The sequence below is a fragment of the Pseudomonas sp. PL-6 genome (genome assembly GCF_054110165.1).
In genome coordinates, this window is the sequence record NZ_CM134189.1 from 1,902,171 (window position 1) to 1,917,317 (window position 15,147).

The window sequence follows — 15,147 nt, forward strand, 5'->3', positions numbered from 1 at the left end:
AGATTGAGGCCGTTTCGCGAGCAGAGCTCGCTCCTACAGCCCGACCGCAGCGCGGCTTTACCCTGCTCGAATTGCTGATCGCCATCGCCATCTTCGCCATTCTCGGGTTGGCCACCTACCGCATGCTCGACAGCGTGCTCAGCGCCGACGCCGCCACCCGCAACCACGAGCAGCAGCTGCGCGAGCTGGTGCGGGCGATGGCCGCCTTCGAGCGCGACGTGCTGCAGGTGGCGGTGCGGCCGATCCGCGATGGCTTCGGCGACCCGCAGCCGGCGCTGCGCAGCGAGCCGAGCGATGCCTCTGCGCTGGAGTTGACCCGCGCCGGCTGGCGCAATCCGCTCGGTCAGCCGCGCGCCGAGCTGCAGCGGGTGCGCTGGCAGCTCAGCGGCGAACAGTGGCAGCGCCGTTACTGGCGCGTGCTGGACCAGGCCCAGGACAGCCAGCCGCAGGTGCAGCAGGCGCTCGACGGGGTGCAGGCGCTGAGCCTGCGCTACCTCGACGACGAGGGCCAGTGGCACGCCGACTGGCCGCCGCCCAATGCCGCCGGCGACAGCCTGCTCACCGGCCTGCCGCGCGCCCTCGAACTGCGCCTGGAGCATCGTCGCCATGGCGAGCTGCGCCGCCTGCTGCGCCTGCCGGACGCGCCGCCGCAGAGCGCCGTGCCCGTCCCCGGCGAGGGGGACGGCGACCCCGCTGAGCCCGAGGAGCCGCAGCCATGAAACCTCAACGCGGCGTGGCGCTGATCACCGTGCTGCTGGTGGTGGCGCTGGTCACCGTGGTCTGCGCTGGGCTGATCGCCCGCCAGCAGCTGTCGATCCGCAGCAGCGCCAACCAGTTGCACGTGCGCCAGGCCTGGCACTATGCCCTGGGCGGCGAGACGCTGGCCAAGGCCATCCTCCAGCGCGACATGCGCCAGGGCGATCCGCGCCAGCCGGTCGATCACCTGGGCGAACCCTGGGCGCAGCCGCTGACACCCTTCGCGCTGGACGAGGGCGGCGAGCTGCGCGTGCGCATCGTCGATCCCAGCGGCCGCTTCAACCTCAACAGCCTGGTGCGCCAGGGCCAGCCCGACGAGCTGGCGCTGCTGCGCCTGCGCCGCCTGCTGCTGCGCCTGGAGATCGCCAAACCCTACGCCGAACGCCTGCTCGACTGGCTCGACGGCGACGGCGAACCCAGCGGCGCTCAGGGCGCGGAGGACGGCCAGTACCTGCTGGCCACGCCGCCTTATCGCGCGGCCAACCGCCAGCTCGCCGACGTCTCCGAGCTGCGCCTGCTGCTGGAGATGGACGAGGCCGACTACCGCCGCCTGCTGCCCTTCGTCAGCGCCCTGCCGGGCGAGGCGCTGCTCAACGTCAACAGCGCCAGCGCCGTGGTGCTGTCCAGCCTGGCCGACGGCCTCAGCCCGGATGCCGCGCTGGCGCTGGTGGCGGCGCGCGGCCGTGAAGCTTTTGCCAGCCCGGCGGCCTTCGCCGCCCAGCCGGCCCTGGCCGGCCTCGGCGAGCAGGCGCTGCAGGGCCTGGCGGTGGGCAGCCAGTTCTTCGAGGTGTTCAGCGAGGTGAGCCTCGGCGAGCGCCGCGTGGTGTTGCGCAGCCTGTTGCAGCGCGGCAATGATGGCCAGGTCAGTGTCCTGGCGCGTGATCTGGGGCAGGGCGGTACGCCGCCGTTGCCCGTCGAGGAAGCACAACGATGAATCAGCTATGGATCTTCCTGCCGCCGGAGGCCTGTCAGGGCCTGTCGGCGGAGCTGCCGGTGCAGTGGGTGACCTTCACCGAATGTCGCACGCTGAGCCTGGGCGAGGCGCTGCGCGAGCTGCCGACGGCCTGGGAACTGGTGCTGCCGGTGGAGGCGGTGACCGCCTGCGCCGTGCAGTTGCCGACGCAGAAGGCGCGCTGGCTGCGCCAGGCGCTGCCGTTCGCGGTGGAGGAACTGCTTGCCGAGGATGTCGAGCAGATGCACCTGGCCCTGGGCGAGCAGCTGGCCGACGGTCGCTACCGGGTCTATGCGCTGCGCGCCGACTGGCTGCGCCAGTGCCTGGCGCTGTGCGCGGCGCAGCCGCCGCAGGCGATCCGCGTCGATGCCGACCTGCTGCCGCGCCAGGGCAGTCAGCTGCTCTGGCTGGAGTCGCGCTGGCTGCTCGGCGGCGAAGCGCCGCTGCGTCTGGCGCTGCAGGCCGAGAGCTGGCCTGCGCTGGCGCCGCGTTGCCCGGCGCCGCATATCGCCAGCGCGCCGGCCGAGCAGGCGCTGCCCGAGCCGGTCGACGAGGTGCACCTGCTGCAGCAGCCGCAACAGTGGCTGGTGCGCCAGGGCGCGGGCGCCGACCTGGCCCAGGGCGAGTTCGCCTTGCACCAGGCGGGCGACGGCTGGCGGCGCTGGCGCCCGCTGGCCGGGGTGCTGGCGCTCTGCCTGCTGCTGCAGTGGGGCTTCAACCTGGTCCAGGGCTGGTACCTGCAGCGCCAGGCCGACCAGTACGCGCTGGCCAGCGAGGCGCTGTACCGCGAGCTGTTTCCCGAGGATCGCAAGCTGGTCAACCTGCGCGCGCAGCTGGATCAGCACCTGGCCGATGCCGCCGGTAGCGGCGACAGCCCGCTGCTCGGCCTGCTCGGCGAGGTGGCGCGAGCACTGCCGGCAGGCGGCGCGGCGCGGGTACAGGTCAATCAGCTTGATTACAGCGCCAGTCGCGCCGATCTCGCCCTGCAGCTGCAGGCGCCGGATTTCGCCGAGCTGGAAAGCCTGCGCGAACGCCTGGAACAGGCCGGACTCGAGGTGCAGATGGGCTCGGCCAGCCGCGAGGCGGACGGCGTCAGCGCGCGCCTGGTGATAGGAGGATGAGCATGGCCAGTTGGCGTCAGTTCAATCAGGGGCTGCAGCTGCAGTGGCAGCGTTCCAGTCTGGCGCAGCGCTGGCAGGCGCTGGGGCCGCGCGACCGTCTGGCGTTGCTGGCGCTGGGCGCCTTCCTGGCGCTGGTGCTGGGCTACCTGCTGCTGTGGCAGCCGGTGGCGCGCGACGCCCAGGCGGCGCGCAGCGCCTTCGAGGAGCAGCGCAGCCTGCATGCTTATCTGCAGAGCCGCGCGCCGGAGCTGCGCGGACGCCAGCTGCAGCCGCGCACCAGCCTCGACCCGGCGCGTCTGCAGGGGCTGGTCACCGCCTCGGCGGCGGAGCAGGGGCTGGCCATCGAGCGCCTGGATGCCGAGGGCCAGGGCGCGGTGCAGGTCAGCCTGCAGCCGGCGCCGTTCGAGCAGTTGTTGCGCTGGCTGCAGGCGCTGGAAGGGCAGGGTGTGCGCATCGAGGAGGCCGGCATGGAGCGTCGCGACGAGGGACGGGTGGCGGCGCGGTTGGGTTTGCGGGTTGGCCCCTGAGGGGGCGCCAGGTGGGTGGTGCGTATGGCGCACCCTACGCGTTGCGGTAACAGGGTGCGTCGGGATGGGGCGTTAGGGAACGTTCGGGCCCCGTTGCGGTGCCGCACGGGCCGCCGCTGCGCCATTGCCTGGGCGCTGCAGGCCTGGTGAATCGGGGGTTTCATGGAATTGGGCGCGATTATTGCTTAAGTATTTGGTTTGCGATTATTTTCGTGATGCACGTTTGGGTGCACCTGTCAATACGCCTGCCCGGCGCCTCCAGGGCTTCTGTAATTAGTTGTCGCATTGAGGAAATATCGCCTCAGCCCCTGTCGCTAGAATGCCGCTCACCCAGCCAAGGCCCTTTGCCCGCTCGCTTGCGCGGCAAAGACCAGCAGTCTTTCTACAATTCATTCAAAGGCCAGGGCCAACCCCACTGCCATCGATGCCATTCCCATTCGAAGGAGCAAAAAAATGAAGAAGATCGCACTTCTCGGCGCGCTGGCGCTGTCCCTGTTGTCGCCGCTGGCCATGGCCGATGATGCCAAACCGCTGCGCATCGGCATCGAGGCGGCGTACCCGCCCTTCGCCTTCAAGACCCCGGACGGCCAGATCGCAGGCTTCGACTACGACATCGGTCAGGCCCTGTGCGAAGAGATGCAGGTCAAGTGCCAGTGGATCGAGCAGGAGTTCGACGGCCTGATCCCGGCGCTCAAGGTGCGCAAGTTCGACGCCGTGCTGTCGTCCATGTCGATCACCGAAGACCGCAAGAAATCCGTCGACTTCACCGGCAAGTACTACGCCACCCCGGCCAAGCTGGCGATGAAGGCCGGCACCGAGCTGAAGGACCCGCTGGTCGACCTCAAGGGCAAGAAGGTCGGCGTGCAGCGTTCCTCGGTCTACGACCGCTACGCCACCGACGTCTTCGCCCCGGCCGGCGTCGAGGTGGTGCGCTACAGCTCGCAGAACGAGATTTTCCTGGATATGCAGTCCGGCCGCCTGGACGCCACCCTGGCCGACTCGGTGAACATCGACGACGGCTTCCTCAAGACCGATGCCGGCAAGGGCTTCGCCTTCGTCGGCCCGGATTTCACCGACGTCAAGTACTTCGGCGAAGGCCAGGGCATTGCCGTGCGCAAGGGCGACAAGGCCCTGGCCGACAAGATCAGCGCTGCCATCCTGGCCATCCGCGCCAACGGCAAGTACAAGGAAGTGCAGGACAAGTACTTCGCCTTCGACGTCTACGGCGAGTAAGCGCAACGCACTGCAAGTGGCACAGGCTTCACTCGCGGTTTGTGCCGCTTCTTTCTGGCCGCCGGCCCTGGTGGCCGCCCTCTGGGCCGTCGCGGAGCCTGGCTCCCGGCAGTTTCTGTTGTGCTACCTGGCGCCGTTCGCGGCGCCCGCATGAGGTACTAGCGCATGCTTCAAGGCTACGGCTCGACCATTCTCGACGGTGCCTGGCTCACCCTGCTTCTGGCCCTGACATCCATGGCGGTGGCGATTTTCCTCGGCCTGCTCGGTGCGGCCTTTCGCCTCTCGCCGATTCGCTGGCTGGCCATGCTCGGCGAGGCCTACGCCACGGTGATTCGCGGCATTCCCGACCTGGTGCTGATCCTGCTGATCTTCTACGGCGGCCAGGATCTGGTGAACCGCGTCGCGCCACTGCTCGGCTACGACGACTACATTGACATCAATCCCTTCGTCGCCGGCGTGTTCACCATGGGCTTCATCTTCGGTGCCTACCTGTCGGAGACCTTCCGCGGCGCCTTTATGGCCATCCCCAAGGGTCAGGCCGAGGCCGGCGCGGCCTACGGCATGAGCGGGGTGCAGGTGTTTTTCCGCATCCTGGTGCCGCAGATGATCCGCTTCGCCATTCCCGGCTTCACCAACAACTGGCTGGTGCTGACCAAGGCCACCGCACTGATCTCGGTGGTCGGCCTGCAGGACATGATGTTCAAGGCCAAGAGCGCCGCCGACGCGACCCGCGAGCCGTTCACCTTCTACCTGGCGGTGGCGGCGCTGTACCTGGTGCTGACCAGTGTTTCCCTGCTGGCCCTGCGTTTCCTCGAGAAACGCTATTCGGTCGGCACCAAGGCCGCCGAGCTGTAGGAGCCGTGCCATGATCTTCGACTACAACATGATCTGGGAGAACCTGCCGCTGTACTTCAGCGGCGTGCTGGTGACCCTGAAAATCCTCCTCATCTCCCTGGCCCTGGGCCTCAGCCTGGCGCTGCCGCTGGCGCTGATGCGGGTGTCCAAGTCGCCGCTGGTGAATTTTCCGGCCTGGCTCTACACCTACGTGATCCGCGGCACGCCGATGCTGGTGCAGCTGTTTCTGATCTACTACGGTCTGGCCCAGTTCGAGTTCATCCGTGACAGCTTCATGTGGCCGTATTTCTCCAGTGCCACCTTCTGCGCCTGCCTGGCCTTCGCCATCAACACCAGCGCCTACACCGCGGAAATCCTCGCCGGCAGCCTCAAGGCCACGCCGCATGGCGAGATCGAGGCGGCCAAGGCCATGGGCATGTCGCGCGCCAAGCTGTACCGGCGCATCCTGCTGCCCTCGGCCCTGCGCCGCGCGCTGCCGCAATACAGCAACGAAGTGATCATGATGCTGCACACCACCTCGCTGGCGTCCATCGTCACCCTGATCGACATCACCGGCGCGGCGCGCACGGTCAGCTCGCAGTACTACATGCCGTTCGAGGCGTTCATCACTGCCGGCCTGTTCTACCTGGTGCTGACCTTTATCCTGGTGCGCCTGTTCAAGCGCGCCGAGTTGCGCTGGCTGGCCTACCTGGCGCCGCGCAAGGCCTGAACGGCGGTCGTCAATTTCCCTGGGTCGCCGGTTCGGCGGCTGATTCAAGAGAGTGGAAACCATGTACAAACTCGAAGTTCAGGACCTGCACAAGCGCTACGGCAGCCATGAGGTGCTCAAGGGCGTCTCCCTGGCGGCCAAGGCTGGCGACGTGATCAGCATCATCGGCTCGAGCGGCTCGGGCAAGAGTACCTTCCTGCGCTGCATCAACCTGCTGGAGCAGCCGCACGGCGGCAAGATCCTGCACAACGGCGAGGAACTCAAGCTGGTGCCGAACAAGGAGGGTGCGCTCAAGGCCGCCGACGCCAAGCAGCTGCAGCGCATGCGCTCGCGCCTGTCGATGGTGTTCCAGCACTTCAATCTGTGGTCGCACATGAGCGCCCTGGACAACGTCATGGAGGCGCCGGTGCACGTGCTCGGCGTGGACAAGGCCGAGGCCCGCGACAAGGCCGAACACTACCTGGCCAAGGTCGGCGTGGCCCATCGCAAGGACGCCTATCCCGCGCACATGAGCGGCGGCGAGCAGCAGCGCGTGGCCATCGCCCGCGCCCTGGCCATGGAGCCGGAGGTGATGCTGTTCGACGAGCCGACCTCGGCGCTCGACCCGGAGCTGGTCGGCGAGGTGCTCAAGGTGATGCAGGACCTGGCTCAGGAGGGGCGCACCATGGTGGTGGTGACCCACGAGATGGGCTTCGCCCGCGAGGTGTCCAACCAGCTGGTGTTCCTGCACAAGGGCGTGGTCGAGGAGCGTGGCAACCCGCGCGAAGTGCTGGTCAATCCGCAGTCCGAGCGGCTGCAGCAGTTCCTTTCCGGCAGCCTCAAGTAAGAACCCACCTACGATCTGCTGCGCGTCGGCTAAACGGCGTTGAAAACAACCTCGGAATGCTCATTTACACTTGTAAACTCCGCTTCCTCGGCCGTTTTCGCCGCCGTTTATCTCTAGCTCGCTAGATCGTAAACGGGTTCTAAGAAGCGGCTAAACTTCGCCCAGGGCCTGCTCTCACCGCAGCAGGCCGACGCGCAGCAGACTTTGAACAGGCTCTCATGACCCCCCATCGAATCGGCTTCCTCTACTGGCCCGGCACCAAGGCCCTGACCCTGTCGCTGGCCGAGGAGGCGTTGCGCGTGGCGCAGCGTGTGCATCCGGAAGTGGTGTACGAGTTGGTGTTCCTCCAGGCCGAGCCGCTGGCCGCCGGTGACTGGCGCCTGCCCGGCGAGCCCTGGGCCGGTCATCTGGACGGTTGCGACAAGCTATTCCTGCTCGCCGACGTGCCGCCGGCGACGGTTTCCGCCGGCCTGGCTGCCGCGCTCAAGCAGCAGGTGCGCAGCGGTTGCGTGATCGGCGGGCTGTCCGCCGGGGTCTATCCGCTGGCCCAGCTCGGCCTGCTCGACGGCTACCGCGCGGCGGTGCACTGGCGCTGGCAGGACGATTTCGCCGAGCGTTTCCCCAAGGTCATCGCCACCAGTCACCTGTTCGACTGGGACCGCGACCGCCTCAGCGCCTGCGGCGGTTTGGCGGTGCTCGATCTGCTGCTGGCGGTGCTGGCGCGCGACCATGGCGCCGAGCTGGCCGGTGCGGTCAGCGAGGAACTGGTGGTCGAGCGCATTCGCGAGGGCGGCGAGCGCCAGCGCATCCCGCTGCAGAACCGCCTCGGCTCCAGCCACCCCAAGCTGACCCAGGCGGTGCTGCTGATGGAGGCCAATATCGAGGAGCCGCTGACCACCGACGAGATCGCCCAGCACGTGTGCGTCTCGCGGCGCCAGCTGGAGCGGATCTTCAAGCAGTACCTCAATCGCGTGCCCAGCCAGTACTACCTGGAGCTGCGCCTGAACAAGGCGCGCCAGCTACTGATGCAGACCAGCAAGTCGATCATCCAGATCGGTCTGTCCTGTGGCTTCTCCTCCGGGCCGCATTTCTCCAGCGCCTACCGCAACTTCTTCGGCGCCACCCCGCGCGACGACCGCAACCAGCGGCGCAGCAACAGCCCCTTCGAACTCACCTCCACTCCGGTCGAGCGCGGCTGACGTCCTCCCGCGGCTTATAGCTGCCGCTGCCTAGGGTGGATGACGCTTGTTTCATCCGCCGCAGCCGACCGCCAGGGTGGATCGGTAAAGCCTGATCCCCCTACGCTCTGCACCACTGACTCATTCGAGCCCGGCAGTTCGGCGCGCAGCCCGGATGCAATCCGGGGCGATTCTGCGCCAGGCGCCATTGTCCCGGTTGGTCATCCCTGCCCGTTTACGGAAGAGGGGGCGGGGGAGGGAAGCGTCGGCTCATGGGGGGTATTGGCGCCGGTTTCCCGGGGCGCATCCGGACGATGCAGCCTGTTCGCCCTGTGCAACTGGCTCGGTCGATACCGACCGGTCAGCCTGCGGAGATTTTTTCCGCCGCCGTGCGCCCTGGCGGCGAACTGCGTTTAAACTGCGCCTTTCCGACGCTTTCTGTCGCTTTGACGAAAGCCCCCGGAAAACCTGGGTTGGCGCTATAAGAAGTTGTCGCATGGCGGCAATGCCGGCCCCGAATCAGTCCCTACAATCCTTGCATTCCCCGCCGCAATGGGCCGCCCGCGTGGCTTGCTGCAGGCCGGTTTTCCTTATCAGGAGAGTTTCGATGTCCGTTCAGCACGATGCGGTGCAGCGCACCGATTTCGACCAGTTCATGGTTCCCAACTATGCTCCCGCAGCCTTCGTACCTGTGCGCGGCCAGGGCTCGCGAGTCTGGGATCAGAGCGGTCGAGAGCTGATCGACTTCGCCGGCGGCATCGCCGTCAACGTGCTCGGCCACTGCCACCCGGCCCTGGTCGGCGCGCTGACCGAGCAGGCCAACACCCTCTGGCACGTGTCCAACGTGTTCACCAACGAGCCGGCGCTGCGTCTGGCCAAGAAGCTGGTCGAGGCCACCTTCGCCGAGCGCGTGTTCTTCTGCAACTCCGGCGCCGAGGCCAACGAGGCCGCGTTCAAGCTGGCCCGGCGCGTGGCCCACGACCGTTTCGGCGCGGACAAGCACGAGATCATCGCCGCCACCAACAGCTTCCACGGCCGTACCCTGTTCACCGTCAGCGTCGGCGGCCAGCCCAAGTACTCCGACGGCTTCGGGCCGAAGATCCAGGGCATCACCCATGTCCCGTACAACGATCTGGAGGCGCTGAAGGCGGCCATTTCCGACAAGACCTGCGCGGTGGTGCTGGAGCCGATTCAGGGCGAGGGCGGCGTGCTGCCGGCCGACCAGGCCTACCTGGAGGGCGCCCGCGCCCTGTGCGACGCGCACAACGCGCTGCTGGTGTTCGACGAAGTGCAGAGCGGCATGGGCCGCAGCGGCGAGCTGTTCGCCTACATGCACTACGGCGTCACCCCGGACATCCTCTCCAGCGCCAAGAGCCTGGGCGGCGGCTTCCCCATCGGCGCCATGCTCACCACCAGCGAGCTGGCCAAGCACCTGACGGTCGGCACCCACGGCACCACCTACGGCGGCAACCCGCTGGCCTGTGCGGTGGCCGAGGCGGTGGTCGACGTGATCAATACCCCCGAGGTGCTGGCTGGGGTCAAGGCCAAGCACCAGCGTTTCGCTGCCAAGCTGAGCGAGCTCGGCGAGCGCTTCGGCATGTTCACCCAGGTGCGTGGCCTGGGCCTGCTGCTCGGCTGCGTGCTCAGCGACGCCTGGAAGGGCAAGGCCAAGACTATTCTCGATGCCGCCGCCGGCGAAGGTTTGATGGTGCTGCAGGCAGGCCCCGACGTGGTGCGCTTCGCCCCCAGCCTGGTGGTGGAAGACGCCGACATCGACGAGGGCCTGGCCCGCTTCGAGCGCGCCCTGAACAAGCTGGCCAACGCCTGAGCGAGTGCCCGGCGCAGGTAGGCGCCGGGTTTCCCTCACGGATGACGATCCTGTGTGTGCCGGGGTTGATGACCCTGGCGTTCTCCGGCTGCCCGTGCGTGGCATCCGGGGCTTTTCTTGAAAAGGAGTGACCCCATGCTGGTAATGCGCCCTGCGCAAATGGCGGACCTGGCGGATGTGCAGCGGCTCGCCGCGGATAGCCCGGTGGGTGTCACTTCGCTGCCGGACGATGCCGAGCGGCTGCGCGACAAGATCGCCGCCTCGGAGGCGTCGTTCGCCGCCGAAGTCAGCTTCAACGGCGAGGAAAGCTACTTCTTCGTCCTCGAGGACAGCGCCAGCGGACGCCTGGTCGGCTGCTCGGCGATCGTCGCCTCGGCCGGCTACTCCGAACCCTTCTACAGCTTCCGCAACGAGACCTTCGTGCACAACTCGCGCGAGCTGAAGATCCACAACAAGATTCACGTGCTGTCGCTGTGTCACGACCTGACCGGCAACAGCCTGCTCACCAGCTTCTACGTCGAGCGGCCGCTGGTCAGCAGCGTGTTCGCCGAGCTCAACTCGCGCGGCCGCCTGCTGTTCATGGCCGGCCACCCCGAGCGCTTCGCCGATGCGGTGGTGGTGGAGATCGTCGGCCACAGCGACGAGCACGGCGACTCGCCGTTCTGGGACGCGGTGGGGCGCAACTTCTTCGACATGAACTACACCGAGGCCGAGCGCCTGTGCGGGCTGAAGAGCCGCACCTTCCTCGCCGAGCTGATGCCGCATTACCCCATCTACGTGCCGCTGCTGCCGGACGAGGCGCAGGAGGCCATGGGCCAGGTGCACCCGCGGGCGCAGATCACCTTCGACATCCTGATGCGCGAAGGCTTCGAGACCGACCACTACATCGACATCTTCGACGGCGGGCCGACCCTGCATGCGCGCACCTCGGGCATCCGCAGCATCGCCCAGAGCCGCCTGGTGCCGGTGAAGCTCGGCGAGGCCGAGAAGGGCGGGCGCCAGTACCTGGTGAGCAACGGCCAGTTGCAGGATTTCCGCGCCATAGTCGCCGACCTCGACTGGGTGCCGGGCAAGCCCGTATGCCTCAGCCTGGAGGCCGCCGAGGCCCTGGGCGTCGGCGAAGGCGCCAGCGTCCGGCTGGTGGCGGTTTAAACCGAAGCGGCAAGCTGCAAGCCACGAGCGGCAAGCCAGCCTGTCTTCTAACTTGTAGCTTGCCGCTTGAAGCTCTTAGCTGATCCGGAGGATCCATGATCGTTCGTCCCGTGCGCAGCGCCGATTTGCCGGCGCTGATCGACCTGGCACGCAGTACCGGCGCCGGCCTGACCACCCTGCCGGCCAACGAGGAGCGCCTGGCGCACCGGGTCGGCTGGGCCGAGAAGACCTTCCGCGGCCAGGCCGAGCGCGCCGACGCCGACTACCTGTTCGTGCTCGAGGACGACGCAGGTCGCGTCGTCGGCATCTCCGCCGTGGCCGGTGCCGTCGGCCTGCGCGAGCCCTGGTACAACTACCGGGTCGGCCTGACCGTCAGCGCCTCGCAGGAGCTGCACATCCACCGTCAGGTACCGACGCTGTTCCTGGCCAACGACCTGACTGGCAACTCCGAGCTGTGCTCGCTGTTCCTGCATGCCGAGCACCGCACCGGCCTCAACGGCCGCCTGCTGTCGAAGGCGCGCTTCTTGTTCATCGCCGAGTTCCGCGAACTGTTCGGCGACAAGGTGATCGCCGAGATGCGCGGCATGTCCGACGCCGAGGGTCGTTCGCCGTTCTGGGAGAGCCTGGGGCGGCACTTCTTCAAGATGGAGTTCAGCCAGGCGGACTACCTCACCGGGGTTGGCAACAAGGCCTTCATCGCCGAGCTGATGCCCAAGTTCCCGCTCTATACCTGCTTCCTCTCCGAGGATGCGCGCGCGGTGATCGGGCGTGTCCACCCCGACACCGAGCCGGCGCTGGCCATGCTCAAGGCTGAGGGGTTCAGCTACCAGGGCTACGTCGACATCTTCGACGCCGGCCCGGCCATCGAGGCGGAAACCGCGAAGATCCGCGCCGTGCGTGACAGCCAGAACCTGGTGCTGGCGATCGGCACCCCAGGCGACGACGCCGCGCCGTTTTTGATGCACAACCGCAAGCGCGAGGACTGCCGCATCACCGCCGCCCCGGCGCGACTGGCCGCCGGCACCCTGGTGGTCGACCCGCAGACCGCCAAGCGCCTGCAACTGTCGGCGGGCGACCAGGTGCGCGCGGTGCCGCTGTCGGCGCGCGGCTGAGACGATTTCTTTTTGCGCAGGCCCCGCGCCTGCCGATGAACGCTGGGAGTGATAGAACAAAATGAGCACTCATTACATCGCAGGCCACTGGTACGCGGGCGAGGGCGAGCCGCTGCAGTCGCTCGACCCGGTCAGCCAGGCGGTGATCTGGCAGGGCCGCGGCGCCAGCGCGGCGCAGGTCGACCAGGCCGTGCAGGCTGCGCGCGCTGCCTTCTCGCTGTGGGCCGCGCATTCGCTGGATGGCCGTATCGCCGTGCTGGAGCGCTTCGCCGCTTGCCTGAAGACCCATGCCGACGAGCTGGCGCGCGCCATCGGCGAGGAAACCGGCAAGCCGCTGTGGGAGGCGGCCACCGAGGTGACCAGCATGGTCAACAAGGTCGCCATCTCCATTCAGAGCTACCGTGAGCGCACCGGCGAGAAGAGCGGGCCACTGGCCGACGCCACCGCCGTGCTGCGGCACAAGCCGCATGGCGTGGTGGCGGTGTTCGGCCCCTACAACTTCCCCGGCCACCTGCCCAACGGCCATATAGTCCCGGCGTTGCTGGCGGGCAACTGCGTGCTGTTCAAACCCAGCGAGCTGACCCCCAAGGTCGCCGAGCTGACCGTCAAGTGCTGGGCCGAAGCCGGCCTGCCGGCCGGCGTGCTCAACCTGCTGCAGGGTGGGCGCGAGACCGGTGTGGCGCTGGCCGGCCATCCCGGCATCGACGGCCTGTTCTTCACCGGCTCCAGCCGCACCGGCAACCTGCTGCACGCCCAGTTCGCCGGCCGCCCGGACAAGATCCTGGCGCTAGAGATGGGCGGCAACAACCCGCTGATCGTCGACCAGGTGGCCGATATCGATGCGGCGGTCTACACCATCGTCCAGTCGGCCTTTATCAGCGCCGGGCAGCGCTGCACCTGCGCGCGCCGCCTGCTGGTGCCGCAAGGGCAGTGGGGCGATGCGTTGCTGGCGCGCCTGGTGCAGGTCGCAGCTGGGCTCAAGGTCGGTCGTTTCGACGCACAGCCGGCGCCCTTCATGGGCTCGGTGATCTCCCTGCAGGCCGCTGCGCAGTTGCTGCAGGCTCAGGCCGATCTGCTGGCCAAGGGCGCCACCGCGCTGCTGGCCATGACCCAGCCGCAGGCCGGCGCCGCACTGCTGACCCCGGGCATCCTCGACGTCACCGCGGTGACCGAGCGCCCGGACGAGGAGTTCTTCGGCCCGCTGCTGCAGGTGATTCGTTACGCCGACTTCGACGCCGCCATCGCCGAGGCCAATGCCACCGCCTACGGCCTGGCCGCCGGCTTGCTGTCGGACTCCAAGGCGCGCTACGAGCAGTTCTGGCTGCACAGCCGTGCCGGTATCGTCAACTGGAACAAGCAACTGACCGGCGCCGCCAGCACTGCGCCCTTCGGCGGCGTCGGCGCCTCCGGCAACCACCGCGCCAGCGCCTACTACGCCGCGGACTACTGCGCCTACCCGGTGGCCTCGCTGGAAAGCGACACCCTGGTCCTGCCCACCACCCTGACTCCGGGAGTGACTCTGTAATGACTGCCTATGAGATGAACTTCGATGGCCTGGTGGGGCCGACCCATAACTACGGCGGGCTGTCCTACGGCAACGTCGCGTCGCAGAACAACAGCCAGGCGGTCTCCAGCCCGAAGGACGCCGCCAAGCAGGGCCTGGCGAAGATGAAGGCGCTGATGGAGATGGGCTTCAAGCAGGGCGTGCTGGCCCCGCAGGAGCGTCCGGACGTCGCCGTGCTGCGCAGCCTGGGCTTTACCGGCAGCGATGCGCAGGTGATCGCCAAGGCCGCCAAGGGCGCCATGCCGCTGCTGGTTGCAAGCTGCTCGGCCTCCAGCATGTGGACGGCCAACGCCTGCACCGTCAGCCCTAGCGCCGACACGGCCGACGGTCGCGTGCACTTCACCGCCGCCAACCTCAACTGCAAGTTTCACCGCTCGATCGAGCACCCGACCACCAGCCGTGTGCTGCAGGCGATGTTCGCCAGCGACAAGCACTTCGCCCATCACCCGGCGTTGCCGGCGGTCAGCCAGTTCGGCGACGAGGGCGCGGCCAACCACACGCGTTTCTGCAAGGGCTACGGCGAGCCGGGCGTGGAGTTCTTCGTCTACGGCCGCAGCGCCTTCGATAGCCGTTACCCGGCCCCGCAGCGCTACCCGGCGCGGCAGACGCTGGAAGCCTCGCAGGCGGTGGCGCGCCTGCATGGCCTGGCCAAGGCCGGGGTGGTGTTCGCTCAACAGAATCCGGAGGTGATCGACCAGGGCGTGTTCCACAACGACGTGATCGCGGTGGGCAACGGCGAGGTGCTGTTCTATCACCAGCATGCCTTCCTCGACACCGACAAGGTACTCGCCGTGCTGGGCGACAAGCTGGCCCGTCGCGGCGGCAATTTCCAGGCGGTGTGCGTACCGGCCGGCACCGTGAGCGTGGAGGATGCGGTCAAGTCCTACCTGTTCAACAGCCAGTTGCTGACCCGTGAAGACGGCTCCATGCTGCTGGTGGTGCCGGAGGAATGCCGCAACAACGCCAGCGTCTGGCGTTACCTGGAGCAGCTCACCGCCAGCAACGGGCCGATCCGCGAGGTCAAGGTGTTCGACCTCAAGCAGAGTATGCAGAACGGCGGCGGCCCGGCCTGCCTGCGCCTGCGCGTGGCGCTCAAGGAGCAGGAACTGGCCGCGGTCAATCCGGGCGTGGTGATGAGTCCCGAACTGCACGACATCCTGGTGGCCTGGGTCGACAAGCACTACCGCGACCGCCTGAGCGAAGCCGATCTGGCCGACCCGCAATTGCTGATCGAATGCCGTACGGCATTGGATGAACTGACGCAGATCCTTAAACTGGGCTCGGTCTATCCTTTCCAACTGAACTGAGCAGTAGGGCGGATCGCGCTTCATCGA

Annotated in this window: 14 protein-coding genes; all 14 read left to right on the forward strand. The window is 67.7% G+C overall.

What is annotated here, in order from left to right; translation table 11 throughout:
* The first annotated feature begins 2 nt into the window (after nucleotides 1-2).
* The 14 genes from gspJ to astB all read left to right on the forward strand — a co-directional run bounded on the left by gspJ (nucleotide 3) and on the right by astB (nucleotide 15,120).
* Nucleotides 3-719, forward strand: a complete 717-nt coding sequence (gene gspJ, locus ACW9UL_RS08810; protein ID WP_457790929.1) for a type II secretion system minor pseudopilin GspJ — start codon at nucleotides 3-5, stop codon at nucleotides 717-719.
* Entirely contained in the window at nucleotides 716-1,690 is a 975-nt protein-coding gene (gene gspK, locus ACW9UL_RS08815) for a type II secretion system minor pseudopilin GspK (RefSeq protein WP_457790202.1), read from the forward strand. Before gspJ ends, gspK begins: the two co-directional genes overlap by 4 nt.
* Nucleotides 1,687-2,829, forward strand: a complete 1,143-nt coding sequence (gene gspL, locus ACW9UL_RS08820; RefSeq protein ID WP_457790204.1) for a type II secretion system protein GspL — start codon at nucleotides 1,687-1,689, stop codon at nucleotides 2,827-2,829. The genes gspK and gspL overlap by 4 nt, the downstream gene beginning before the upstream one ends.
* Before the next feature lie 2 nt (nucleotides 2,830-2,831).
* Nucleotides 2,832-3,356, forward strand: coding sequence for a type II secretion system protein M (locus ACW9UL_RS08825; protein WP_457790206.1), 525 nt, complete (start codon nucleotides 2,832-2,834; stop codon nucleotides 3,354-3,356).
* Nucleotides 3,357-3,809: 453 nt separating this feature from the next.
* Nucleotides 3,810-4,589, forward strand: coding sequence for an L-arginine-binding protein AotJ (gene aotJ / locus ACW9UL_RS08830; RefSeq protein ID WP_397497434.1), 780 nt, complete (start codon nucleotides 3,810-3,812; stop codon nucleotides 4,587-4,589).
* Between the two features lie 165 nt (nucleotides 4,590-4,754).
* Nucleotides 4,755-5,444: an ABC transporter permease gene (locus ACW9UL_RS08835; RefSeq protein WP_457790209.1), complete on the forward strand. Its 690-nt coding sequence runs from the start codon at nucleotides 4,755-4,757 to the stop codon at nucleotides 5,442-5,444.
* Between the two features lie 10 nt (nucleotides 5,445-5,454).
* Nucleotides 5,455-6,153 carry an ABC transporter permease gene (locus tag ACW9UL_RS08840; RefSeq protein ID WP_021443532.1) on the forward strand — a complete coding sequence of 233 codons (699 nt, stop codon included), beginning with the start codon at nucleotides 5,455-5,457 and terminating at the stop codon, nucleotides 6,151-6,153.
* 61 nt (nucleotides 6,154-6,214) lie between these two features.
* Nucleotides 6,215-6,979, forward strand: coding sequence for an ABC transporter ATP-binding protein (locus tag ACW9UL_RS08845; RefSeq protein ID WP_457790211.1), 765 nt, complete (start codon nucleotides 6,215-6,217; stop codon nucleotides 6,977-6,979).
* A gap of 218 nt (nucleotides 6,980-7,197) precedes the next feature.
* Complete coding sequence (gene argR, locus ACW9UL_RS08850) at nucleotides 7,198-8,178, forward strand: transcriptional regulator ArgR (RefSeq protein ID WP_021443534.1); 981 nt, start codon at nucleotides 7,198-7,200, stop codon at nucleotides 8,176-8,178.
* A 586-nt stretch (nucleotides 8,179-8,764) separates the two neighbouring features.
* Entirely contained in the window at nucleotides 8,765-9,985 is a 1,221-nt protein-coding gene (locus ACW9UL_RS08855) for an aspartate aminotransferase family protein (protein WP_021443536.1), read from the forward strand.
* A 135-nt stretch (nucleotides 9,986-10,120) separates the two neighbouring features.
* Nucleotides 10,121-11,137, forward strand: a complete 1,017-nt coding sequence (aruF, locus tag ACW9UL_RS08860) for an arginine/ornithine succinyltransferase subunit alpha (protein ID WP_021443537.1) — start codon at nucleotides 10,121-10,123, stop codon at nucleotides 11,135-11,137.
* Nucleotides 11,138-11,232: 95 nt separating this feature from the next.
* Nucleotides 11,233-12,249, forward strand: a complete 1,017-nt coding sequence (gene aruG, locus ACW9UL_RS08865; RefSeq protein WP_021443538.1) for an arginine N-succinyltransferase subunit beta — start codon at nucleotides 11,233-11,235, stop codon at nucleotides 12,247-12,249.
* Nucleotides 12,250-12,310: 61 nt separating this feature from the next.
* On the forward strand, nucleotides 12,311-13,774 hold the full coding sequence (gene astD, locus ACW9UL_RS08870; RefSeq protein WP_457790214.1) for a succinylglutamate-semialdehyde dehydrogenase: 1,464 nt from the start codon (nucleotides 12,311-12,313) through the stop codon (nucleotides 13,772-13,774).
* Entirely contained in the window at nucleotides 13,774-15,120 is a 1,347-nt protein-coding gene (gene astB, locus ACW9UL_RS08875; RefSeq protein WP_457790216.1) for an N-succinylarginine dihydrolase, read from the forward strand. The genes astD and astB overlap by 1 nt, the downstream gene beginning before the upstream one ends.
* The last annotated feature ends 27 nt before the right edge of the window (nucleotides 15,121-15,147 follow it).

Bases quoted from the DNA above. Each gene is read 5' to 3' on its own strand.
- astD (WP_457790214.1), top strand. From the start codon at position 12,311: ATGAGCACTCATTACATCGCAGGCCACTGGTACGCGGGCGAGGGCGAG.
- aruG (WP_021443538.1), top strand. From the start codon at position 11,233: ATGATCGTTCGTCCCGTGCGCAGCGCCGATTTGCCGGCGCTGATCGAC.
- ACW9UL_RS08835 (WP_457790209.1), top strand. From the start codon at position 4,755: ATGCTTCAAGGCTACGGCTCGACCATTCTCGACGGTGCCTGGCTCACC.
- ACW9UL_RS08840 (WP_021443532.1), top strand. From the start codon at position 5,455: ATGATCTTCGACTACAACATGATCTGGGAGAACCTGCCGCTGTACTTC.
- ACW9UL_RS08855 (WP_021443536.1), top strand. From the start codon at position 8,765: ATGTCCGTTCAGCACGATGCGGTGCAGCGCACCGATTTCGACCAGTTC.
- ACW9UL_RS08825 (WP_457790206.1), top strand. From the start codon at position 2,832: ATGGCCAGTTGGCGTCAGTTCAATCAGGGGCTGCAGCTGCAGTGGCAG.
- aruF (WP_021443537.1), top strand. From the start codon at position 10,121: ATGCTGGTAATGCGCCCTGCGCAAATGGCGGACCTGGCGGATGTGCAG.
- astB (WP_457790216.1), top strand. From the start codon at position 13,774: ATGACTGCCTATGAGATGAACTTCGATGGCCTGGTGGGGCCGACCCAT.
- gspL (WP_457790204.1), top strand. From the start codon at position 1,687: ATGAATCAGCTATGGATCTTCCTGCCGCCGGAGGCCTGTCAGGGCCTG.
- ACW9UL_RS08845 (WP_457790211.1), top strand. From the start codon at position 6,215: ATGTACAAACTCGAAGTTCAGGACCTGCACAAGCGCTACGGCAGCCAT.
- aotJ (WP_397497434.1), top strand. From the start codon at position 3,810: ATGAAGAAGATCGCACTTCTCGGCGCGCTGGCGCTGTCCCTGTTGTCG.
- argR (WP_021443534.1), top strand. From the start codon at position 7,198: ATGACCCCCCATCGAATCGGCTTCCTCTACTGGCCCGGCACCAAGGCC.
- gspK (WP_457790202.1), top strand. From the start codon at position 716: ATGAAACCTCAACGCGGCGTGGCGCTGATCACCGTGCTGCTGGTGGTG.